Below are 22867 nucleotides of genomic sequence, written 5' to 3' on the forward strand. Positions count from 1 at the left end.
AAGAGCTGCGGAAGGGGAAGGACCGCGACTGTGCCGCTCGGCAATACTCTGCCACTCGGCCTTTAATGAAAATCTCACACGGGAACAAATCCCCGTGAGCGGCGTTACCGCAGCAGACCCCGTGCCTGGCACGGCAGAAACACGAAGAGGAAACAACATGCTCGGTACAATTCTCCTGATCGTCCTGGTGCTCTTGCTTATCGGCGCACTACCCAGTTGGGGCCACAGCCGCAATTGGGGATATGGACCGTCAGGTGGCCTCGGGCTGGTCATCGTGATCCTCCTCATCCTCGTATTGATGGGCCGCATCTGATCTGCCCGCACCGTCGCTTTTCGCCCATCAACACCCCTTGAAAAGGAACCAGTCATGAAGAAAATTCTCCTCGCAGCCGTTCTCATTCTTCCGCTCGCCGCGTGCACCCAGACCGAGAAGGGGGCCGGAATCGGCGCCGCATCCGGCGCCGTCATCGGAGGTGTGGCAACAGGCAATGTGCGCGGGGCAGCAGTCGGCGCTGCAGTCGGCGGCGTGGCCGGTGCCTTGATCGGTAATGCCAGCGAACCGGGCCGCTGCGTCTACCGCGACCGTTATGGCCGCCGCTACACGGCATCCTGCTGATCAGACAGCAGAGATAAGCCAAAACAGGAAAACGGGCTTTGGCCCGTTTTTTTTGCGTCTGGATACCCTGGAGTGAATGACCGCGCATTTGGATCGGTCATCGAGGACTTTTTGCTAATTCCGCACCTATGGACGACCTGATGGCACGTCCCATCAAACGCTAAACTTTTGGAGTGTTAACCAGCCTGCCGGGAATCCGCAACCTTTGCGGGCAAGGCTCCACACCTGACGAATCTATCCGCAAATGCTGGAGGAGAGCGTGAAAAACTCAGCCGCAATCCAAGCCGTCAGATACCGGAACCAGCCATTCAGGTTGCCCAGGTGGTTTACGGTCAGAAAAGGCTCTCATCAATGGTTTGCCGTTGAACGGCGCATTCTCGCGCCAGAAAATCGATGAGGGTGCGTACGGAGGGCAGCAGACCGCGCCGGGACGGAAATACCGCGTGCACGATGCCTGACGCTGGGCGCCAATCTGGCAAGACGGGCACCAATGTGCCTGCGGCAAGATCCTGCCAGATCATCATGGTTGGGAGTTGAACGATCCCGGCTCCATCGAGTGCCGCGTCCCGCAGCGCTGTCATATCATCGGTCAGGAAGCGGGGGCGATGGGGAATTGCAACCTGCTCGCCATCCCGTCTTTCAAGCCGCCATTCATAAGTATTGGATACAGAGGTCCATGCTATGCTGGGCAATCCCCGCAGATCGGCTGGCGTTGCGAGCGGTCTTTCGAGAAATCCCGGCCGCGCGACGAGATATTGTGAACTATCGTCCAGTTTCCTCATCAGGAGATCGGTCTGCTCCAAGGGCGGGAAGCGCACACGAATGCAGACGTCGAAACGCTCGCCGAGCACATCCACACGGCGGTTGGTGCTTTCCAGATGCAGTTCGACCTTTGGATGGGTCGTGAGAAATTTGGCAAACAGCGCACCGAATTGGAACGAAATGAGCGCGGTCGGGCAACTGATCCGAACCACGCCCTGTGGCTCATCGCGGTGCTGTGCGATGAAAGCCGTTGCAGCCTCCGCCTCAACGAGAACCGCCAGACAGCGGTGGTAGTATTCGCGTCCGAGATCGGTGACTGAAAAATGGCGCGATGAACGTTGGATCAGGCGGACGCCAAGCCTCTCCTCGAGAAGAGCGATACGACGGCTGAGTTTTGACTTCTGTACGCCCATGGCGCGTCCCGCTGGCGCAAAACCACCATGGTCCACCACCTGGACGAAAAAATAAAGGTCGTTCAGATCTTCCATCGTCCTATGAATAGAACGCTTCGTCGCCTTTGGCAATCTTCCGTGTCTTTCGTTGTTGATATATTCCTTCTCAACGCCACGGCGCGACGTGACGAGCTACGGCCCAAACCTTTAGCCACGAAAAGGAAATGTCCGATGACCAAGCCATATGTACGCCTCAACAGGGATGACGTTGCCGTTCTTCTCGTTGATCATCAAACCGGCCTGCTTTCTCTGGTACGGGATTTTGATCCGGACAAGTTCAAGAACAACGTGCTTGCGTTGGCCGATCTTGCAAAATATTTCAAACTCCCGACAATTCTCACGACCAGCTTTGAAAATGGCCCCAATGGCCCATTGGTGCCGGAACTCAAGGAGACATTCCCCGAAGCCCCGTACATTGCCCGGCCTGGCCAGATCAACGCCTGGGACAATGAAGAATTCGTCAAGGCGGTGAAGGCTACCGGCAAGAAGCAACTGCTTATTGCGGGCGTCGTTACCGAAGTCTGCGTCGCTTTTCCGGCATTGTCGGCCATCGAGGCAGGATTTGACGTATTTGTCGTCACCGATGCCTCAGGGACCTTCAATGAAGTGACCCGCCATTCGGCCTGGGACCGCATGAGCGCCGCCGGTGTCCAATTGATGACTTGGTTCGGCGTCGCCTGTGAATTGCACCGCGACTGGCGCAACGACATCGAAGGTTTGGGCACGCTGTTTGCTAACCACATTCCGGACTACCGCAACCTGATCACCAGCTACAACACGATGGCATCCGGCAAGTAAGCCGGCGCCAGCTACTCTCCATGGCAGCTGCATCCGCTGCCATGGAGTTGAAGGTTAAAGCAATACGTCATGGCCGCCACCTCCGGTGGAGGCCATGACGGCTCAGGGCTGTTTGTTCGAGCCAATAGCAGCAAGTTGCTGCAATCTTGCTGCACCGGTTGATGTCACCCTTCACGTTTTCCGGTCAGCGCGCAAATCCGAGACTTCAGGCTCCGGCAAGGGGTTGCGCCGGCATTGCCTCGATGCTGCTCTGGTAATGGCGGATCCCTGCCCGTGTGCCCGAAAACATGCGTGCGGCACCAAGCTGTGCAGCAAAACCCGATGCGCGCACGTAATCGAGCACCTCGGGATTGAGGTCCGCGAGCCATAGCTCAATACCCTGCCCCGCAAGGTTACGCTCTCCCTCCATGATCATCTGAAGGGCCGAATACTCGATATCCACAACGCGGCTGAGATCCATCAGCAAAATGCGTGGCTTTTCCTGATCGACCAGTTCGCGGATACGATCGCCGACCAACTGGGCATTCAAGAAGAAGAGGCGTCCCTCCGGCCGCAAGATCAGAAGGCCTTCGAAGGTTTCATCGTCCTGGCGCTCTGCCGTAAGCGGCCGCAGCAAATCCTCCCCTCGCTTGCGGCCAATGATATGGAGACGTGGATTGGCGACCTGGCTTGCGAGACCAACCAGCGAAAGGATAATGGCAACGATGATGCCTTGCAGCGTACCAAAAAAAAGCACTCCCAAGAAAGCTGCCAACGCCCAGCGAAACTCCATGCGGCGGGCCTTGCGGATCGACATGAACTCTGCGGGGTTGATAAGGCCGATGGAGTAGACGATCACAATGGCTGCGAGCACGGCCTGCGGCAGCAATCCGAGCAACGGCGCAAGTACCAGCATCGTCGCAGCGGAAGCCGCCGCGGTGACCAACGACGCTTTCTGCGTAGATCCGCCCACAGCACGCACCACCGCCGTCTGCGACGTGCCGCCTCCCGCCGGCATAGCGCCGAAAAAGCCGCCACCGAGGTTGGCGAGGCCTGTAGCTACCAGTTCGCGGTTGGGCCGGATCGGCTGATCCCCGGGCACGGCAAACGCCCGTCCGGCGGCAATCGTCTCTGTGAAACTCATCAATGCGATACCGCTTGCACCCGGAAGCAATTGCAAAATGAGATCGGTATCTGGCAAAGTCAAGGACGGTAGTGCCTGAGGAATGTGACCCACGATCGGCACGCCGCTGTCGCCAAGCCCAGCCATCCAGGACACAGCAATGCCTGCCCCGAGCACGGCGAGCGGCGCGGGGGAATGGGGCCACATCCGTTCCAGCAGTAACAAGAGCGCAAGCGCGGTCACACCAATGCCCAACGTGACGATCGATGCATGGGGCAAATCTTGCACGAAGTTTAGGATGTCGCGGAAAAAGCCCTGCTTGACGATATGAAGGCCGAACAGTTTCGGAAGCTGATCGAGAACGATCACCAGTCCGATCCCCGCCTTGAAGCCGGTCAAGACCGACGAAGATATGAAGTTGGCAACAAAGCCCAAACGGAGAGCCGCCGCCACTATGAGGAGCAGGCCTGTGAGTGCAGTCAACGTTGCTGTCGCCGTCAGCAACTGACCAGGCTCTCCGTCCGGCACGACGAGGGCAAGCTGGCTTGCCGTCAGAATGGCAAGGGTTGTCGTGGAGCTGACGCTCAGCACCCGGGAGCTACCCAGCAGCGCATAGACAATCATCGGCACGAAGGCCGTGTAGAGGCCGACGTTGACCGGTAAGCCCGCAACCGTTGCGTATGCCATCGCTTTCGGCAAGACAACCGCAGCAGCGGTCAGGCCCGCGATGATGTCCAGGCGCAACGTCCCGTCCGGCGGCAATGGCAATTGACCGGCATTCGGCAATGGAACCATGACTTTGCACCTCCATCAGTTTAACAGCGTCCGGCCGGTTGACACGCCGTTGCCCGAGGTCACCTGTTGATCGTTCCAGTCGCTGCATAGGCAGGTTAGCAAACGCCGAAATAGTGTAGTGTAACTATACCGGCACTGCAGGGCCGAAACTCGAATGGTAGAACCGCGACTTTCCATTTGTTTCATTTCTCGGCAACGGTAAGGGACCGTTGCGGGTGAAATGCAGAAATTCAGGGGCTTAAGCATATGCCAGCAAGCAAAAGGTCCAAGCCTAGTGCGAAGAATATGAGACGATTTTTCTTCTCCGAACTGCTACAGCAAATTCGCATTTTGTGGCCCTTGTTCTCCGGAATCCTCGTTATTATCATTGGGTCTGGAATAGTTGTTGGATACATCGAAGATTGGCGAATAGATGAATCATTGTACTTCACTTTCGTCACTGGACTGACCATTGGCTACGGCGATTTCGTGCCCAAACACCTCATGACCCGCCTATTGTCTCTGCTGATTGGCTTTTCCGGTATTGTCCTTACAGGCTTGGTGGCGGCCGTGGCCGTGCGGGCGCTCAATGCGACGGACGACGATAGAACGAAGTAGAAGGGTATCTCGTCGAGCTCGTAGCATGACACCGAAACCCGATAGACGCACCCAATCCCGGTGCTGCCGATAGTTTGTCAAACGGTCAGTTCCACCACGCGATCCCGCTGACGATCGGCGCAGCGGGGGTGTCTCCGAGAACGGCAATGGTACTGCCAAGGGATGTCCCGGCCCGCGCGTAAAAAGCCCGCGGATGAGCATGCAGCCCCGCTCCGCCTGCTTTCTCAGCAAAGATTGGTCATCTTTTCGCCTTCGCGGCCACAACACCCGGCTTGACCAGCTTCAGTCCCCGCGCCTTTTCGTAGCCATGGATTTCTTTCACATCCAATTTGCGCATGAAGTCGATCGTCTCCTGTGTCAGGACCTGTCCCGGCACCATGATTGGAAAGCCTGGCGGATAAGGAATGACAAAGTTTGCCGAAACCATCTCCGGGCCTTCGCGCAAACGCCGGTCGCATTCCGCACCGATGAGCGGCACATATTCGCATACCGAGGCATCATATGCTTTGAAGAAGGCGGTGCGCATGTCGCCCTCCGGTGTCGTCCGGCCAGCGTCGCCGCGGAAGGCCTCATGGAAGTGGCTGAAGTTGGGAAGATCAGGCACGTCCGTCATCAGCGATTTCACTCGCCTTGCGAACGTCGCACGTTCCCCCTCGCCGCCGTCGGCCAGACGTTTCTCGATCCCGCGGCATATCTCGACGAGAACGCGGACGAGATGCGCGACATCACTGCGCGTATTGTTGATATTCGATTGTAGCAGCACGCTGTTGCGGGATGTCTTGTTCAGCTGGATGCCGTACTCATTCGCCAGCAATCCCTTGAATTGGGTTCCATCAAAACCTGCAGTCCCGCAGACCAGTGTCATGCGGGTGGGATCAAGATAGAACTCATCTTCACGCATAGCCTTCACAACTGTGGCCCAAGTCGATCCAGGTGCCAGATAATCCGTGAAGCCGGACTGCCGATATATGCCGGGGATCATCTCATCAGCACCCAGAATGTGGAAGTACTTCGAGATCAGCGGATGTTCGTTCACCGCCCGGCGAATTTTGAGCGCAATCTCCAGCGCATTCATCACCAAGCCATAGCCCTCGAGCTCCATTTGCCGCCGGGCAACATCGAGACTGCCGATCAGCTGCTGGTTGGGGCTCGTCGAAGCGTGCGTGAACACCGCCTCGTGAAACTGGGCTTCAACCGTGTGAAAGTCCACGTCTTTCACCAGCAGCATGGAGCCTTGCCGGATCGCCGACATGGATTTGTGCGTCGAGTTTGTCTGGTAAACGCGAAGGCGAACCAGACGAGGATCGGGGATCAGGTGGGCGGCAAGCAGGGCATCATCCGTCGGATTTTTGCCGAGTTCCGCTTGTTGCCGTTCATACTCCTTGATCGAGCCTGGAGCGCGCAACCATTCCTCAAGATCCGCTGCGGCTCCCATCGCGGTGCGTGGACGCAGAAACGGTGAGAACCTGGCAAATCCGGACCATGCTTCATCCCACAGAAAAATCAGGTCAGGCTTGATAGCGAGACATTCCTGCATCACCCGCCGGACGTTGTACATGTGTCCATCGAAGGTGCAGTTGGTGAGATCCAGCAGCCGCAACCGGTCGAGACGACCCTCCGCTCTCAAGGCGAGCAGCGCGCGTTTGATCGTGGCGAGTGGGACGGCGCCATACATCGAGTATTCTGTCATCGGGAAGGCTTCGACGTAATATGGCTGCGCGCCTGTCAGCACCATGCCGTAGTGGTGCGATTTATGGCAGTTGCGATCGACAATGGCGATATCGCCAGGTGCCAGAAGCGCCTGCACTGCCATCTTGTTGGAGGTGGACGTACCGTTCGTCACGAAAAAGACGTGGTCGGCGCCAAAGGCGCGCGCTGCCATTTCCTGCGAGCGTTTGATAGTGCCGGTTGGCTCAAGGAGACTGTCGAGGCCGCCTGTCGTCGCACTGCTTTCGGCCAGAAACAGGTTGAGCCCATAAAATTCGCCCATGTCGCGGATCCAGTCGGATTTGAAGACCGACTTGCCGCGGGCGATGGGCAGCGCGTGAAATGTGCCGATCGGCCGACGGGCATACTTCTTCAAGTTGTCAAAGAAGGGGGTCTCATAACGCGCCTGCACACCTTCGAGAATGGCAAGGTGCATCTCCAGCGGTTCCTCCACCGCGTAAAAGACCCGGCGCACCGCATCGGCCGCAGGGTCACTGGCAATTTTCTCGACCTGCCGGTCGGAGAGTAAGTAGATGTCGAGTTCAGGCCGGATGCGCTTGAGGGAGCGTGCGAGGCGCAAGGCTGACATGTCCGGCCCCTCCTCTTCCCCCAGCGGATCGAGCACGGAGCGAAGGATTGGCGCATCATGACGGGAACGATAGGGAAACCCCTCGGCGAGAACCACGGAAATGATATCAGGGTTCAATGCCGCGGCACAAAAAGCGTCTTCGAAGGAGCCCACCAGAATCGGCTCGTAAACAAACGGATCCTCAGGCCTGCGCAGTTTGCGAAGTTCTGTCGCGAGCGCCGGCCATCGCGCCGCCGGCTGGCTATTAACGTACAGGACTTCGAAATAGGGTCGGCGACTGCCAGCCTCAGCCGTGCCGTGGGGTAGGACATCCGCCACTTCGGTGGAGGAAAGTTCCTCATGAATGTCCCACTCGCTCAAACGCTTGCGGTAAGCATGCGTCAGCAACCCGTTTGAAATGCGGCGTGCGAGCATTGCCGCCCCACCCGCATCATTCGCGGCAATGCGCTCTGCCAAGGCTGCGAGCAACCGTGCACCAGGATAAGCGTGATACTCCTCTGCCGCCGCGCCAGCAGCGATCGCGGCTTCCAGCGCCGCGCGCAAGCCGCGATTAGCCGCCCAGGCATCGGCCAACGTGGTGATTTCCCTCCAGCAGTCGTTACGCACTGAATGGATGAGCAGAAATTGATCGATATGTGTGGTCTCATTTTCCATCTGATGCTCCCAACTTGTCCAGATGCTGACCATGCCACCTATTTTCTACGATGACGGGTCGTCGCCACAATGGGTATTAAGGTTGCAGCCAGGCCGCTAGGCAACGAGCATCACGATCACCATTCCCCAGATCGTCAGGAGTGTGTTGCCGATGGCGTATGTGACTGTATAGCCCAGAGCCGGCACCTGGCTTTTGGCAGAATCTGTGATCATGCCCAGAGCGGCCGTGGTGGTGCGGGCACCTGCGCACGCCCCGAACAAAATGGCCGGATCGAATTTGAACAGATACCTGCCTGTGTACATTGCCAGGATCAACGGGATCGTGGTGGCGAGCACGCCCCATAAGAAGAGGCTGACGCCGAGTTCCTTGAGCCCAGCCACGAAGCCGGGTCCAGCGCTGATACCAACGACTGCGATGAAGATGTTCAGCCCAACCGAATTCATGAACCATACGGTCGATGAGGGTATCCGCCCAAATGTCGGATGCACCGATCTCAGCCAGCCGAAGACCAGACCGGCGATCAAAGCACCGCCTGCTGTCGACAGTGTCAGAGGCACACCGGCGATGTTAAGGACGAGCGAACCTATCAGCGCACCCAAGGTAATCGCAGCACCGATGAAAGCCACATCGGCAACGTCGGTCGCACGATCAGCATAGCCGATATTTGTCGTCGCCGCGGCAATGTCCTTCGACCGGCCGACAAGCGTGAGGATGTCGCCGCGATGGATCGTCGTGTTGGGCAGGATCGGGATCACCGCAGCGGTCGCGCCTCGAACGATTTTTCGCAGGAAGATACCGCGGGCAAGCGGTAGTTTGGCAATCTCCGACAGCTGTTTGCCATCAAGCTCCTTGCTTGTGACATACACATCGACGCCTTCGGCGGGAACATTCAGCAGTTCGGGATCATTGATCTCTTCCGCCTCACGGCCGAGCACGTCGACAAGGACATCTCGGGGGCCGACCAGGGCAACGACGTCGCCGGCCTGCAATGTTGTCTCCGCAGTGGCTTCCTGAATAGTACCGTTTCGACGAAATCGCTCTATGAAGACCCGTGCATTGGGCACGAGAGCCTCAGCCTGTGTTGCGGTGAGACCGACGACGGGACCATCGGGTTTGATCCGATATGCCCTGAGCTCGAAGCGATGCCATGCCGATCCCGCCCCGCCCAATTCGGCTGCCGCACTGTGGCGAGTTTCATAATCTTTACACGCGGCAGCGAGATCGATCCCGAGAAGCCGGGGACCGATGAGAGCCAGGATGACGGCCGAACCCGCCGTACCGAATATATAGGTTACCGCATACGCGATAGGCATCGCGTTCAGTGTTGTAGCGGTCTGATCCGCTGGCAAACCAAGGCGGTTGATCGCGTCCGTAGCAAGGCCCATAGAGGCGGAGATCGTTTGCGTTCCTGCATAAAGACCGGCAGCGGAACCAACATCATAACCCGCCAGCATGGCGATGATGACCGGAACCGCCAGGCAGTAAATGCAGACGACCACGGCAAAAGCGGCTTGTGGCAAACCGTCGGAAGCGATACCGCGGACAAATTGCGGGCCGACCCCGTATCCCACAGCGAACAGGAACATCAGAAAGAAAACCGACTTCACATTCGGCGAAATGACGATTCCCAACTGACCGATGACCACGGCGGCAAGCAGTGTCGAGGTGACGGCTCCAAGGCCAAGCCCCTTGTAGGTAAACTTGCCAACGAAGTACCCAATCGCGAGTGACAGGAAGAGGGCAATTTCGGGGTACTTTTGAAGCGTCGCGGTGAACCATTCAAACATGACGGTATGATCTCCTGAGCAGGGCTATACGGCAGGTGAGCGGGTTTCCTTTATCAAGGTTGCGCCATCTCTCCCTTGGAGGCTCGATAGGCCTGCAGATAGCCGCGTGCTACCGCCCGTATTGCGCGTCCGATAGCGTCGTAAGCTTCGTCAGGCAGGTTGGCGAAGGATACCCGCACCGACCAGTTTGCTGCCTGGAAACCGGATCCGTTGAGAACCACGATCCCGTGGTCTTCGGCGAGCTTGAAGGCGATGTCCAGCGGATGGATGTTCTCCTTGACCCAATCGGTGACTTCATCGCCAACATACTTCCGTGCCCAGAATTCATAGTCGATGATGCCGTAGTACCGGTCGAAATAAGGCCTGGCCTGGAATTCGATTCCCATACCGTTCATCAGCCTGTCGAAGCGGCGTTGGCAGATGGCCATGCACGCCTTCTGATAGATCTTGTCGACATCCATCATTTCCACGAGGCCGAACAGTGACATCATCACCTGCTGCGGAAGCGAAAGACCCGCAGTGTGATTGAGTGCCACATCGCGGCTGTCGGCAACGATGCGATCAATGAACTTCAGGTCTCGAGGCGTCAGCGTCAGCGCCTGATAGCGCTTGTCGAGGATTTTCTGCGTGGCTTCCGGATGATTACGGATCATCTTGTCGAAGATGTTGTCCTGGGCCACGGCAACGACCCCGAGACGCCAACCCGTGCAGCCGAAGTATTTGGAGTAGGAATAGACGCCAATGGTGTTGTGTGGCAGGTGGCCCATCACAGATTCGAAATTCGGCACGAAGGTGCCGTAAACATCATCCGTCAGCACCATCAAATCTGGACGTTTCGTCTTCACGAACTTGACCAGACGATCCATCGTCTCGGGATCCATGGCCACGGCCGATGGATTCCCGGGATTGACGATGAAAAGGGCCTTGACCGTCTTGTCCTCAAGCGGCTTCAGATCATCATCCGTCAGCTGGAAACGATCCTCGGCATCGGCCGAAATGTGTATCTGCTTCAGCGCATAATCTTCCAGATGCGGCATCTCCAGATAGGGCGTAAAGATCGGCGTGACCATCGCGATCGTATCGCCAGAGTTCAGCAGCCGGGCATTCTTCAGGGCCTTGAAGATATAGCACATCGCGGCTGTGCCACCCTCGACGGGGTATAGATCGAATTTCGCAGTGGGACGATGGCCCGCGCACATGGCCCACATCAGATACTCGTGGGTAATGGCTTCGTTGTGCACCAGGGAACGGTCAGGTACGGGATAGTGGTCGCCGATAATTGAATCGGTCAACTCATTGACGAACTTGTCGGGTTCGAAGGCGAATTTCTGGATTGCAAAATCCACGACCGCCTCCAGCGTCTCGGCGCCGGGCGTGTCGGGATCGCCCTTGCGCTTTTGCACCCAGGCTTTCAGACGGCTGTGGCACCCGTCTGTCGGAGGCATGCCGGCAAGGCCGGCTGTTTCATCGTGGAAAACCCGTTTGGATTCTGTGAGCGCGAATTGCCCTAGCAGAAAGAATGCCTCGCGCGCCCGCGTTGCGACCCAGTTCGGGTTTCCGCGCCCGGCGTTCAGATACGTGCGCCCGGCTTTGTCAGCTTGCGCCAAACGGATGAGTTCATCCTTGATTTCAAATGGGCTGAGATCTTCGAATTTGGCGTAGATACCGGCGTTGGCCATAACCTTATCCTCCTTGTAGCACAGCGCATTCCAATCGCGGAGCGTGGAGGCGTTGTTCCTTTGAATTTGCAGGACGATCCGTTGAATGCAGCGGATATGGAAGTAGGTTACGCTGTAGTCCGGGGTAGAATACGTTGGGAAACCGGTCTGCTCGGTCGATACGCGACGCCGAACCGCTAAGGCTCTGCGCAAGCTTTGCGGCAACCCGCCACCAGGGCGGATAACCAATACTAGGGATGTTCCCGTATGTTACTTCTGGCGTGCTCTATCAGAGCTTATTCTGAGGCTACCAACAATCCGGAGCCGCTGACATGCCGCAAAACCCTCTCGATCCGAACGCCCCCGTTCCCAGCGCGGACGAACTGCGCAGGGAGATGCTTGAGAAGCAGCTTAACGAGATGGAGCGAGAGGACAAAATCAGGGACCTCAAGCGTGAACAACTCTCGAAATTCACCGATGAGTTCTTCAACAAGCATGTCGGCGAACAGGAACGTTCAATCATCCGCAACGTCGTTTCGCGGGCAGTGAAAGATGGCAAGATGGAAGCTCTGGTCTATAGCTTCCCTTCCGACTTCTGTACCGACAGCGGCCGTGCCATCAATAACGCCGATCCCGATTGGCCCCAAACCCTGCAAGGCAAGGCCAAGGAACTCTTCGATCGCTTCAAGGAAGTGGCGCAGCCGCAGGGTTACCGTCTGAAGGCTATGGTGATCAATTTCCCTAACGGCGTCCCCGGCGACATCGGATTTTATCTCAACTGGGAACCACCGGTCACCTGACGCGGTGCGTCGGCGCCAATTCTTCGAGCTACCGGCATGCCCCGGCCGCAGCACGCTCTGGCACCGGGATCCAAATCGACGCGGTTTTCACCGAAAGAGTTGCCCATGGACGACAGGCAGACGCCGTCCGCCGAGCTGGACATCAGCGGACGTCCCAGCATTGAAACACGCATCACCGATTTCGTCCGCCTGGGCGTGGTCGTCCTGTTCGCCTACTTGTCCTATACGCTCGTCGCTCCCTTCATACTGATCGTAATCTGGGCAGCCATCCTCACCGTAGCTCTTTATCCGCTCTACGAACGCTTACAAGCATTGCTGGGCGGCCATCGCCGCATCGCGGCATTCTTGATCACCATTCTCTGCCTCGGTATCATCATCGGCCCGCTCACCGCCATTGCCTTGAATTTCGTGGAAGCCATACAGTGGCTGATCGTCAAGCTCTCGACAGGATCGCTGCATTTTCCCGCGCCCCCTCAATTCGTGCGCGACTGGCCGCTCGTTGGCGAGCGAATTTTCTCAGCCTGGGTGCTTGCCGCCTCAAATCTTGCGGGAACACTCGATCATTTGCAGCCGGCGCTTATCCAGGCCGGGAAATTCATCCTTGGCAAAAGCGCCGTCATCGGCCTGGGTCTGCTCAGCTTCATGACCTCAATCATCATTGCGGGCTTCTGCTTCGGCCATGGGTCAAAGCTTGCATCTGGTGGCGACCGGTTCGCCGAGCGCATCGCAGGTGAAAGAGGCCTAGGCTTCGTTCGCCTTGCTGGTGCCACCATAAGAAACGTTGCCAGCGGCGTTATCGGCGTTGCCGTCCTGCAGACGTTTTTAGCAGGGCTGGTGCTACGCTTTTTCGCCGTCCCGGCATCCGGAGGCCTGACCTTCGTGATCCTAATCCTCTGCATTATCCAGATCGGGCCTGCGCTGGTGCTGCTCCCCGTCGTCATCTGGAGTTGGACAACGCAAGACTTTACCTATGCCTTGTCTCTCACTTTACTGCTGGTCCCGGTCGCCATCATCGACAACATCATGAAGCCTCTGCTCGTCTCCCGGGGACTCTCCACCCCCATGCTGGTGATCTTCATGGGCGTGATCGGAGGCACGCTCGCCTACGGTTTGATAGGCCTTTTTCTTGGCCCGATCGTCCTCAGCGTTTTCTATGATCTTCTGGTCGCATGGGTGCGCGGCCATGCGTTACCCCATCAGCCGACGTCGTCCTCCTGATCCATATTTTCAGTAGAGCGGTTTGAAATAGCTCACCCAATAACGCCGTTTTCGCCAGGTTGGACAGTCTTCGCGTGGTGAAACATGGGGACAGGCTTCCTCACAGGCAGCCGATGTGTTCAGCGCACAGCATTCTCGATATTTCAGACTCCGGCGGCTTGCGTCTTTTCACTCTTGGGGTTGGGACAGTTCCTTGTTCTGGGATACGCGGGTTTGCGCAACCTCTTTGCCAACCCCTGTTGCGTTATGCAGGGATATATCGAGGCCCGCCTTTCGCAAACCATCTATAAAATGCTGTTGATCCTCGGCGCGCAGGATACGTGTGGCCACCTCTTTGCGCGGATCCTCGAGGAATTCAGGCGCGTTGCGTGCGAGCCACTCCCGTTCTCCCTGTGCCCGTGCCAGCTCTCCCATCTGCCCATAAATGGCGAGCAATATGAGGTGGTAGATCGGATTGTCGCGGAGATTTGAAGCCCGGGCCCAGTTCTCCGCACCGGGATAGTCTTGCTGCATATAGGAGCAGACAGCCATGGCCGACTGAAAATACTCTACAGGGCCAGGATTGCGTTTGACACTCTTGGAGACCAACTCGCAGCCACGGTCCCATTGGCCCGACAGAGCGAGGCGGAAACCGTATTCGCCCGCAAACTCGGTATCGTTGGGATTGATGGAGAATGCCCGCTCACCAATAATCAGCGCATTATTGACATCGCCACTGAAGAAACGTGCAAGCATCTCGGCCTCAAGCGCCCGTACATTGGCGGGATCAAGCTCAACTGCCCTTTCAGCAGCCTCAACGGCGAGGTCTATGGGCGGCGGGCTGGGCGATTTAAGCCGATAGCGGAAGCGCAATTCGTCGAGGTAGGTGAACGATAACAATGCCCATGCTGTCGCATAGTTGGGAAATTCAGCAACAACCTCCTTAAGGCAATTTTGAACTGAAGCGTGTGTCTGCCGGTTCAAGGCTGCACGGTAGCCATAGTATGACAAGGTACACGCGAAAGCCTTGGAGTCCTTCGATGAAGTCTGAGTGACCTCTGACGCATTCGCCTGAAAGATAACTCCGTACGGTTGCGCAAGCGAAGTCGCTATTTCGCTCGCTATCGTTGTTTCGATGTCAAAAAGCTCGCGCTGACCAAGTTGTGCATTATAGGCCTTCGTCCAGACAATTGCGCCATCGGCCTGATTTACCAGGCGTGCAGACAGGCGCAGCCGATCCTGATCCAACCTGACCCTGCCTTCCAGGCCATAGACCGGCAGATCGGAACTGGTGGGTAAACCTTCAGGCGAAGAAGTCGGTGATTTCCCCGCAATGACCACGATTTCCTTGAAGCGGGCCATCTGGGAGGTCACCTCATCTGTGAGACCCCGCGCGAGAGTGGCCGAGCTTGGCATCCCTGTGATGTCCTCGAATGGAGCAACAACAACCCTTGGGATTTTCGGAACGGTATCAGCCCCACCGCTCGATTTTGTCGTTTGGAACAGCTGAACCCCTGATTTATCAAATAACCAGACGCCCGCTACAAGGAGCACCACCACAGCGGACAGGAGACTCAGCACACCACTACTGGTCTTGAGCGTGGGAGTTTGGTTTTGCTGAGGCGGCCTCTCGGCATTTGGTGCCGTCTCATTGAAACGCGTAAATGCTGGAACATATCCGCCTTTCGGTATCGTGATGAGAACGGCATCTCTCTGACCGGCGAGCAGATAATAATGTTCGAGCGCACGCCGCACGCGGCCAGCTTCAATGCGAACGACGGGGTCGTTTTGGGCATCGAAGGATGCATTTCGGCCAAAGACCTCGAGCGCAATTGAGTAGGCCTTGATCCGGTCTGCACGCCCCTGCAAAGCTTCCTCGACCACGTAGCACAAAAATTTTTGAGCGCGGTCAGGGGCATCGAACGCCGGACTGGCGCGAATCTTTTCAAGTTGATCTCGTATTTCGCGGTCCAATGGAGGAACAAAAGCGTCCTCCGGAAGCGTTCCCGGAAGTGAAAAACTCATCATCTGCCCCCTACTCAAACGCCCGTTCAATGAACATTTTAACACGGCTAGGTAAAGCTAAAGAACTTTACGCAACAAGAAGCAGGTAGGCAACGAGAATTATATTACAATTTTCCGTCTGTTACTCGTTGACGACGTCCCAGGTGTCTCCGGGGTTAAACGCCCGGATTTTTTCAGCGACACTAGCGGTTTGATCTCCCAGGTCCGCTTCGTAAACTATGCCGCTTTTGTTAACGACGAACGTTTTGACACCGGTAATCCCATATTTCACCGGCCACGCGACCAATCCGAAACCCGCAATCATGTTGCCGTTGATGATATAATCGAATTTTCCACCCGCAACATTCTCTCCCTGCCCGGTGAGTATCCGGTATCGGTAACCGTTGTAGCCAAGCCCCGCCTTGGCCTTTTCAAGAGCATTGCCATCGACGAGAGCTGGGCCGGCGGGACTTTCCTCTCCATCCCCCTGCTCGGAAGGCCAGTAAAGCCCGTCATGCTGTCCATCACTGCTGATCAGCTTTTGCGCATACTCGAGCACGCCGTCACCATCGCGATCTTCCGAAGCGTAGTCTTCCTGAGCATCGACATAGGCCCGCATTGTCTCAAGGGTTGAAATTTCGTTCTCGCCAACGCGGCGGTTTGCGATCTCCTCAAGTCCGGCATAGGTGTCGAACGCCCACTTTCCCTCCTGCGTCTTCACCAGGGGGAAAGGCAAAGGCCAAAGCTGGTTTCCGATTTCCAGGATCTTGCCACCGTCCTGATCCTCGACGACGAGTTTTTCCTTCAAACCGGATTGAATTGCAGCGTAGTTGTCGCTCGCGCCATCACTGGATTTGGCTTTTGCGGCATCCAGTCCCAGGAGCTGCGCCAGCTTGTTGAAGTCGCCGCCATTAACGGTCGACTTGAAAGCCTCGACGGCCTGCTCCGGCGTGTCAAAACCAGTTGATTTCTGCGCTGCCATATATTCTTCGAGCGGCGGGTCGTTATCCTGATCCGCCGCCATGACAGGGGCTGTCAACAATGTTCCATTGAGAAAAATCGCCCCGAAAGTGATGAGCGTCAGTCCTTCACGCGCTAGTCTCATCGTCGTCATCTCCTCAGCATCGCTGTGTTACCGGCCCCGTCCGCCACCACGTCCACCACCGCCACCACGGTGAATCTGCCGCCCGCCGCCCCCGCGATGTCCCCCCATCGACTGAGGTCGGCGGTATCCGCCGCCGCTCATCGATTGGCGGCCACGGTGCGATGACATCTGCGTCTGACGTTTATTGCTGACGTTTCCAACAGCCGAGCGATTGCTAGACTTCCTGTTGACCTGCCCCCCCGGCTTCGGTTTGTTGACCTTGCGGTTGGCGTTGCTCTGCTTGTTGGACACCTTTTTGTTGTTCGCTGCGGGTCGGTTCGCGGCTGCCTTACCGCTGTTGTTTCGGGCCGCAGCTGCTTGGCCGGCCTTGTTGCCGGCGTTGCCGTTGGCTCTCGCAGTCCGGTCGCGGTCAGCGCGTTGGCGGTTGGCATCGACCTTGCTCTTTCGAACGTCGTCGACCGTCACCTTCGGTCTGTTGGCCATGCGATCCCCGCCGGCGGCGCGAGAATCCCTGGCGCGATTGGCGATATTGTTGCTGCGGTTCGCCTTGAAGTCGTTCTTGAACTTGCTGCGGTCGATATTGGCGATCTGGTTCCTGTCGAACTTGATCTTCGAACGGTCGATATTTTTCCAGTCGACGTCGCCCATCTTGAACTTGTCGCGGTCGATATCGATGTTGTTGAAGCACTTGTTGCAGTCGATATCGACATCGCCATTCCAGCGGCCGCCCCAAACTCCCCAATCGTCCCAGTCGATCACGGACGCCCAGATCGCAGCGCCGGTGATGGCGGCTGCGAAATACGGCGCCGAGGGATAATAGTAGCTCGGATAGGGCTCATCATAATATGTAATCGGCGCTTGCACGTAACCTGGCTCATAGAGCATTTCCGGTTCGTATTTCGGAACGTAGATCTTTTCCGGGTTCGCCGCCTGAATGACGACATTGTCGCCCTGGGTCTCGACCTTCACTTTCTCATCCGTCTTGATGACGCCATTGGCCACGGCCTTGTCGCGGAGGTTCTGGATGGCTATCAACACATCCTTCTGCTGGTAGGCAAGGGCACTACCGAGCGCTTGCGTCCAGTCGAGGTCGTCGCTCATCATCGAGACGATCTCGGGATAATTGAGCACCGAGATGATACTGTCGTCCCAGCTGTCCTTGGGTTTTGCGTCCTTGTCTTTCTTCTTTTGTTCAAGGAAGCGCTGCGCCTCGATGATCTGCAACGGATAAAGCGATGCCGAGGAGATCAGCGCCACGAGTTCATCCGGATAGAGCGCGATACGCGCCACCAGCACCTCGAGTTCATCTTCTGAGAGCAGGTCTGGTGTCTCATCAGCCTGGTTGTCATTTGCCGCCGCCGCAGAAGCAGGCTGTTGCGCCAAGGCGGGGTTAGATGCACAAACTCCGAAGCCAATCGCCGCTGCCAGAAACGTGGCAGCCAGAGAGCGAAGATCGATCGACAGTCCGCTGAATTTCATCACTTGAATCCTCACGTTCGCGGCAACGTCGAAGCAGCGCATCTGTGGAAGAGTACTGAACGACGGCAAGATACCGGGCCGGCATTGGCGCCAGCGACCAGGAAGCGGCAATCAGGCCAACAGGCCCCCATTCGATCCTGCTCCTCCATTGCAGCAAGCGGTAGTATTCCACCTGTAGATACATGTAACTTCGCGTGCGTAACGCCATCAATCATGTGGCCGCCGCCGACGATGGCGACGATGCGGCAACCGGGTTCACGCCACGTCGGGCACAGTCCGGCGCAAACCTGTATCCTCGATGTAGTCACTCGGCCGCTTTTGCCGTTTCCCCAGTTCCGGCGGTTCGAATTTGATGCGTTCGTAGGGAATGGACTGGAGGATGTGCGATATGCAGTTGATGCGCGCGCGTTTCTTGTCGTCAGAGGGCACGATCCACCATGGCGCATGCTCGCTGTCGGTCATCCGCAACATGTCATCATAGGCGCGGGAATACTCCCACCACTTCTGGTAGGATACAACGTCCATGGGGCTCAGCTTCCATTGGCGTACCGGATCGTCGATACGGCGACGAAAGCGGCGTTCTTGTTCATCCTCGCTCACGGTCAGGAAATACTTGAGAAGGATGGTGCCGCTTTCGACGATCGCTGCCTCAAAACGTGGCGCAAGTTCCAGAAAACGGCGCGCCTTTTTTTCGCTGCAAAACCCCATGACACGATCTACACCCGCCCGATTGTACCAGCTGCGATCGAAAATCACGACCTCACCGCCGGCTGGCAAGGCGGCAATGTAGCGCTGCATATACATTTGGGTCTTTTCGCGATCGCTTGGCGCCGGTAGCGCCACGACACGAAAGACACGCGGGCTGACACGCTCGGTAATACGCTTGATGATGCCGCCCTTGCCGGCGGCATCGCGTCCTTCGAAGATGATGACGATACGCGCGCCTGCCTTTTTTACCCACGCCTGCAAATGAGCCAGCTCGATAACGAGTTTCTCCATCTGCTCATCGTAATCGCGGACAGTGTTGCCGCCATTATCTTCGGACGGTGTGGATTCGCGCGTGCCCTTCTGTTTTTTAGCCATTGCAACTTCTCCCCGGTTTAGGACTTTCCGTCGATTGCGTTAAACTGCTCTGACTTCCCGGCGCCCAAAGTGTGGAAAGCCTGGAGGGCGTCATCCAGGTCCTCATAGATATGCGCTGCCCCGATGCGTTCGATCAGCCCAGCTCTTTCGAGCAGCGATCGTGCTTCCGCGTGCAATTCAGCCAAACACAACTGAATACCCCGCTCTTCGAATTCGACGCGAACCTCTTCCAGCATCGCAGCGGCGGTGCTGTCCATCTGGGCGATCGCACCCGCGTCGATAACGAACCAGCGGGTATCGGCAGGCAACACACTGGTAATTTCCCGCAGCCGCTCCCGCACATAGTCCGCGCTAAAAAACAGAAGGCTGCCTTGAAGGATCCAAACCACGACACCAGGCACCGCCTTTGCCTCGGCAACATGATGCAGCTTGTAGAAGCCGTCACGCCCTTCGATCCGTCCTAGAAAGGCATCACGCGGAAACATCATGCCGCGCAGCAGGTAAACCAGCGTTGCCGCAATGGCGATAACAACACCGTTGAGAACGCCGAAGCTGATTGCGCCCCACATAGAGATCAAGGCGAAAGCAAATTCCATGGGATTAATGCGCCAGATCGCGCGCAACTCGCCGACGTCGATCAAACTGAAGGCGGCGGAAACGAGGATCGCCGCCAATGCCGCGACCGGCAGGATGCGCAACGCGTCGTTCAGGAAAAGCAGCGCCGCCATCAGGGATGCCGCAGACACGAGGCTCGCAAACTGCGACTGCCCACCGATCGACAGATTTATCGCTGTCCGGGAATCCGAAAAACTGATGGGAAAGGCACCGAAAAGCCCCGACGCCACTTGGGCGCTGCCCAGGCCAACAAGCTCGCGGTTGGCATCGACCGGATCGCCGGTGCGCACGCCGAAGCTACGCGCCGTAACGATGCCAGAGCCAAAACTCACCAGAAATATAGCCGCCGATCCGAAGATCAGGCTGTCGAGCGGCACGCCTGAAAAAGCCGGCATGCTGAAACTCGGGATGCCGTGCGGGATTTCACCAACAACGGCAATGCCCATGGACTGGAAATCCAATAGCGAGGACAGGACCACAGCGAGAACAACAACAATGACTGGACCGGGCACCGGAGATCGAACAGCCTTTGCGGCAATCAGCACGATGAACATGAAAGCCGTCAATGCGATTGTCGGCCAGTGGATCAAGCCCACCTTGCTTGCGAATTCCATCAGCGGCGTGAACAATCCGTCAGACTCGATCTTTACGCCGGTCATGCGGCCAAGTTGGCCGATGAGGATCGAGACAGATATGCCAGCGAAGAAGCCGACAAGGATGGGCCGTGACAGGAAAGTAGCAAGGACGCCTAACCGCAGCAGACTGGCTGCGATGCAGATGCATCCTACGCCAACGGCAAGGAGCCCGGCAATCGTCACCCGGTCTGCCGGGTCCTCAGCGGGCATGCCAGCAATGATCGTGGTGATGGCAGCAGCAATCACGGTCATGGACGCGGCATCAGGACCGACGGTCAGCCGGCGGGAAGCGCCAAAAATCGCATAGGCAATCGCTGCCACGATACTGGCATAAATCCCAGTCTCTGGCGGCAAGCCTGCAATGGCAGGGTAGGCAATCGAACTCGGCAACCCGACGGCTGCGATCGAAAGCCCGGCCGAAATGTCGTTGCGGACCCATTCAGGCCTGTAACCGGCGAACCCTCTGAAGAGTGGCAAGCCAGAAACGTTGTTCATTTCGGTATCCAACCAATACCCGAAGCCCGCCGCGGGCTCGCTTTGCTGAGCGAACCCGTGACAGAACACGCGGGGCTTGATGAACCGCCCCCCATGTCAGTGCTCGAGGAACACATAGTTCATCCAGGCGCTCATGCGCAGGAGGACTTTGCGAAGGATGGCAACGTGATGCCAATGATGGGTGTAAACAGCGACATCCGCGACCACACCGCCCGGAAGCTGGTAGGCGCTTGTGTCTTCGAGAATATCGATTCGAGCGAGCGTTTGCCCCGCCTGCGAGCGCTCGGGCGATTGTGGATCGATCAGAGCGCCGGTGGGCTGGAGCTGCCCTTGGGCCATTACATCAATGATGGCGCCGACTTTTGCCTTGAAGATCTTGCCGGGCACCGCTTTGAATGACACCTCGGCTTCATCGCCAACGATCACCCGCTGCAACGAATTCTGGACGAAAGCCGCAGCCAACATCCGGTCCTCGCTATCGATGAAAACCATAACCGGCCGCAACGGCAGTGGATTTGCCATCATGCCCGGACGAAGAAAAACCTGAGTAACGTAGCCGTCGCCGGGCGCGCGGACCGTCGTTTGATCAAGATCGAACTCCGCGTTGAGAAGCTCTGCCTGCAAGCGGGCAACGGCCGGGTTCACGCCGTTAATCTCGGATTCGTAGGCCAACCGTGCCTGGCTAGCCTGGGCTTCCGCTGTGGCGACAGCTGCGACCTCGGTCATATAAAGACCACGCCGATTTTCGACGTCGAGTTCAGAGACTGCTGTGCCACCACCGCGCGCCTTCGATTTTTCGTAGATATCAAGGTAGCGTTCATAGCTTTGTTTCGAGCGATCGCGCGTGGATCTGGCACCCTCGACAATTGCGGTCGCAGCATCCAGCGATGCCTTGAGCTGAAGTACGGCTTGCTTGGCTTCAGCAAGCGCCGCTTTTTTCTGGTCGACAGCATATTGATAGGGACGTGGGTCGATACGAAACAGGATGTCGCCCTTTTTCAAGGGCGTATTGGCCTGAACCGGCACCTCTACGACAAGGCCACCCACAGCAGGAATAACCGGAGCAGACGTGAAGTAGATACGTCCATCACCGGAATATGGGTGATTGTAGCTCATCAGCAGGATCAACGATCCGATCAGAAAGATGCCACCCAGAACGGCTGTTGAAACACTCCATTGATTAACTGGAATGCGGAAGATCTTGAATACTGCGATGCAGAGGGCGGTGTACGTGAGGATGAGGAGCAGATCCATCAGACAGCCTCCCTCGGCTCTTGTTTCAGTTGTTGCTCCAGTTCGAGAACACGCGCCTGCAATACCGCAACCTCAGCATTGGCCTCGACTTCCGCCTGAAGCTTGCCGCTCGGCTGGATGCCCCAGCCTCGGTCCTCACGGTAAATCGTCGCCCAGATGAACAGAAACGGCCAGATTGCGTGCAGCGTGAAAAGACTGACCCACCCAGCCACATGGATGGCATCCTGATGCGGGTGGTTCCGCGCCTTTGCCAGAAGATGAGGGATGTCGTGAATGGCTATGACACCATAAAACAACGTGAGCACCATGAAGAAAAGGACACCCAAAGCAAAGTAGTCTAAGAACACGTTCACCCCTCCCGCAGCAGCACAAATTTTCCAATTTTTACCAATTTCCCGGCGCTTTACCAAGCAGGCTGCCAACAATGATCACCATTATCTTAGGCCGTTTTCGAAGGAGCAGCCTGTAGCATCACGTAGCCTCTATCGGTCGAGCTTGTATACGGTCCGACAATCCGCCAGGAACTCGCGCCTTGCCTGCCGGTCATGCGGCGGTATTGGCCTTGCAGGCGTAGGCCACGGTGTTAGCACGCGTGTAATCTCAAGTATGTTACCTCAAATATGACCCGCATCATTATATCCTCGCAGCTTATTACGACGAGACGCATCGCCTGACTGGAGAT

Annotated in this window: 18 protein-coding genes; 6 read left to right on the top strand and 12 right to left on the bottom strand. The window is 57.1% G+C overall.

All coding sequences use genetic code 11. The annotated features are described in order from the left end of the window. Positions 1 to 157 precede the first annotated feature (157 nt). On the top strand, positions 158 to 313 hold the full coding sequence (locus ACSQ3J_RS29605) for a DUF3309 family protein (protein ID WP_436040939.1): 156 nt from the start codon (positions 158 to 160) through the stop codon (positions 311 to 313). Positions 314 to 367: 54 nt separating this feature from the next. Beyond that, the gene (locus ACSQ3J_RS29610; RefSeq protein WP_060503239.1) at positions 368 to 616 is read left to right on the top strand and encodes a YMGG-like glycine zipper-containing protein; all 249 of its coding nucleotides are present in this window, start codon (positions 368 to 370) and stop codon (positions 614 to 616) included. Between the two features lie 332 nt (positions 617 to 948). Here the strand turns inward: ACSQ3J_RS29610 and ACSQ3J_RS29615 are convergent, their stop codons facing one another. Further along, positions 949 to 1866, bottom strand: coding sequence for a LysR substrate-binding domain-containing protein (locus ACSQ3J_RS29615; protein WP_436040940.1), 918 nt, complete (start codon positions 1864 to 1866; stop codon positions 949 to 951). Positions 1867 to 2001: 135 nt separating this feature from the next. On the opposite strand from ACSQ3J_RS29615, the gene ycaC reads away from it, so the two are divergent. After that, positions 2002 to 2628: an isochorismate family cysteine hydrolase YcaC gene (ycaC, locus tag ACSQ3J_RS29620; protein WP_436040941.1), complete on the top strand. Its 627-nt coding sequence runs from the start codon at positions 2002 to 2004 to the stop codon at positions 2626 to 2628. A gap of 205 nt (positions 2629 to 2833) precedes the next feature. On the opposite strand, the gene ACSQ3J_RS29625 is transcribed toward ycaC, so the two are convergent. Continuing rightward, on the bottom strand, positions 2834 to 4525 hold the full coding sequence (locus ACSQ3J_RS29625; RefSeq protein WP_436040942.1) for a SulP family inorganic anion transporter: 1692 nt from the start codon (positions 4523 to 4525) through the stop codon (positions 2834 to 2836). A 246-nt stretch (positions 4526 to 4771) separates the two neighbouring features. Here ACSQ3J_RS29625 and ACSQ3J_RS29630 point away from each other — a divergent pair, with 246 nt between their 5' ends. Further along, positions 4772 to 5122: a potassium channel family protein gene (locus tag ACSQ3J_RS29630; protein ID WP_436040943.1), complete on the top strand. Its 351-nt coding sequence runs from the start codon at positions 4772 to 4774 to the stop codon at positions 5120 to 5122. 238 nt (positions 5123 to 5360) lie between these two features. Here ACSQ3J_RS29630 and ACSQ3J_RS29635 read toward each other — a convergent pair whose 3' ends face one another. From ACSQ3J_RS29635 to ACSQ3J_RS29645, 3 genes are all read right to left on the bottom strand, one after another. Further along, positions 5361 to 8072: a decarboxylase gene (locus ACSQ3J_RS29635; protein WP_436040944.1), complete on the bottom strand. Its 2712-nt coding sequence runs from the start codon at positions 8070 to 8072 to the stop codon at positions 5361 to 5363. Between the two features lie 96 nt (positions 8073 to 8168). Next, positions 8169 to 9860, bottom strand: coding sequence for an aspartate-alanine antiporter (gene aspT, locus ACSQ3J_RS29640; RefSeq protein WP_436040945.1), 1692 nt, complete (start codon positions 9858 to 9860; stop codon positions 8169 to 8171). Positions 9861 to 9913: 53 nt separating this feature from the next. Continuing rightward, positions 9914 to 11539, bottom strand: a complete 1626-nt coding sequence (locus ACSQ3J_RS29645; RefSeq protein ID WP_436040946.1) for a bifunctional aspartate transaminase/aspartate 4-decarboxylase — start codon at positions 11537 to 11539, stop codon at positions 9914 to 9916. 311 nt (positions 11540 to 11850) lie between these two features. On the opposite strand from ACSQ3J_RS29645, the gene ACSQ3J_RS29650 reads away from it, so the two are divergent. Both ACSQ3J_RS29650 and ACSQ3J_RS29655 read left to right on the top strand, forming a co-directional pair. Continuing rightward, the gene (locus ACSQ3J_RS29650; RefSeq protein ID WP_060503232.1) at positions 11851 to 12318 is read left to right on the top strand and encodes a hypothetical protein; all 468 of its coding nucleotides are present in this window, start codon (positions 11851 to 11853) and stop codon (positions 12316 to 12318) included. Positions 12319 to 12423: 105 nt separating this feature from the next. Further along, positions 12424 to 13536 carry an AI-2E family transporter gene (locus tag ACSQ3J_RS29655; RefSeq protein WP_060503231.1) on the top strand — a complete coding sequence of 371 codons (1113 nt, stop codon included), beginning with the start codon at positions 12424 to 12426 and terminating at the stop codon, positions 13534 to 13536. 168 nt (positions 13537 to 13704) lie between these two features. On the opposite strand, the gene ACSQ3J_RS29660 is transcribed toward ACSQ3J_RS29655, so the two are convergent. From ACSQ3J_RS29660 to ACSQ3J_RS29690, 7 genes are all read right to left on the bottom strand, one after another. Next, on the bottom strand, positions 13705 to 15543 hold the full coding sequence (locus tag ACSQ3J_RS29660; RefSeq protein WP_436040947.1) for a hypothetical protein: 1839 nt from the start codon (positions 15541 to 15543) through the stop codon (positions 13705 to 13707). A gap of 118 nt (positions 15544 to 15661) precedes the next feature. Continuing rightward, on the bottom strand, positions 15662 to 16624 hold the full coding sequence (locus ACSQ3J_RS29665; RefSeq protein WP_436040948.1) for a DUF2950 domain-containing protein: 963 nt from the start codon (positions 16622 to 16624) through the stop codon (positions 15662 to 15664). Between the two features lie 27 nt (positions 16625 to 16651). Then, the gene (locus tag ACSQ3J_RS29670) at positions 16652 to 18103 is read right to left on the bottom strand and encodes a DUF3300 domain-containing protein (protein ID WP_436040949.1); all 1452 of its coding nucleotides are present in this window, start codon (positions 18101 to 18103) and stop codon (positions 16652 to 16654) included. A gap of 255 nt (positions 18104 to 18358) precedes the next feature. Beyond that, the gene (gene ppk2 / locus ACSQ3J_RS29675; RefSeq protein ID WP_436040950.1) at positions 18359 to 19186 is read right to left on the bottom strand and encodes a polyphosphate kinase 2; all 828 of its coding nucleotides are present in this window, start codon (positions 19184 to 19186) and stop codon (positions 18359 to 18361) included. Positions 19187 to 19203: 17 nt separating this feature from the next. Continuing rightward, positions 19204 to 20931: a SulP family inorganic anion transporter gene (locus tag ACSQ3J_RS29680; RefSeq protein WP_436040951.1), complete on the bottom strand. Its 1728-nt coding sequence runs from the start codon at positions 20929 to 20931 to the stop codon at positions 19204 to 19206. Between the two features lie 96 nt (positions 20932 to 21027). Continuing rightward, positions 21028 to 22185, bottom strand: coding sequence for an HlyD family secretion protein (locus tag ACSQ3J_RS29685; RefSeq protein ID WP_060510376.1), 1158 nt, complete (start codon positions 22183 to 22185; stop codon positions 21028 to 21030). Continuing rightward, the gene (locus ACSQ3J_RS29690; RefSeq protein WP_436040967.1) at positions 22185 to 22532 is read right to left on the bottom strand and encodes a DUF3302 domain-containing protein; all 348 of its coding nucleotides are present in this window, start codon (positions 22530 to 22532) and stop codon (positions 22185 to 22187) included. Before ACSQ3J_RS29690 ends, ACSQ3J_RS29685 begins: the two co-directional genes overlap by 1 nt. Positions 22533 to 22867: the final 335 nt, after the last annotated feature.

This window comes from Rhizobium sp. LjRoot98, assembly GCF_964252935.1.
In the GTDB taxonomy this organism is placed as follows: Bacteria; Pseudomonadota; Alphaproteobacteria; order Rhizobiales; family Rhizobiaceae; genus Pararhizobium.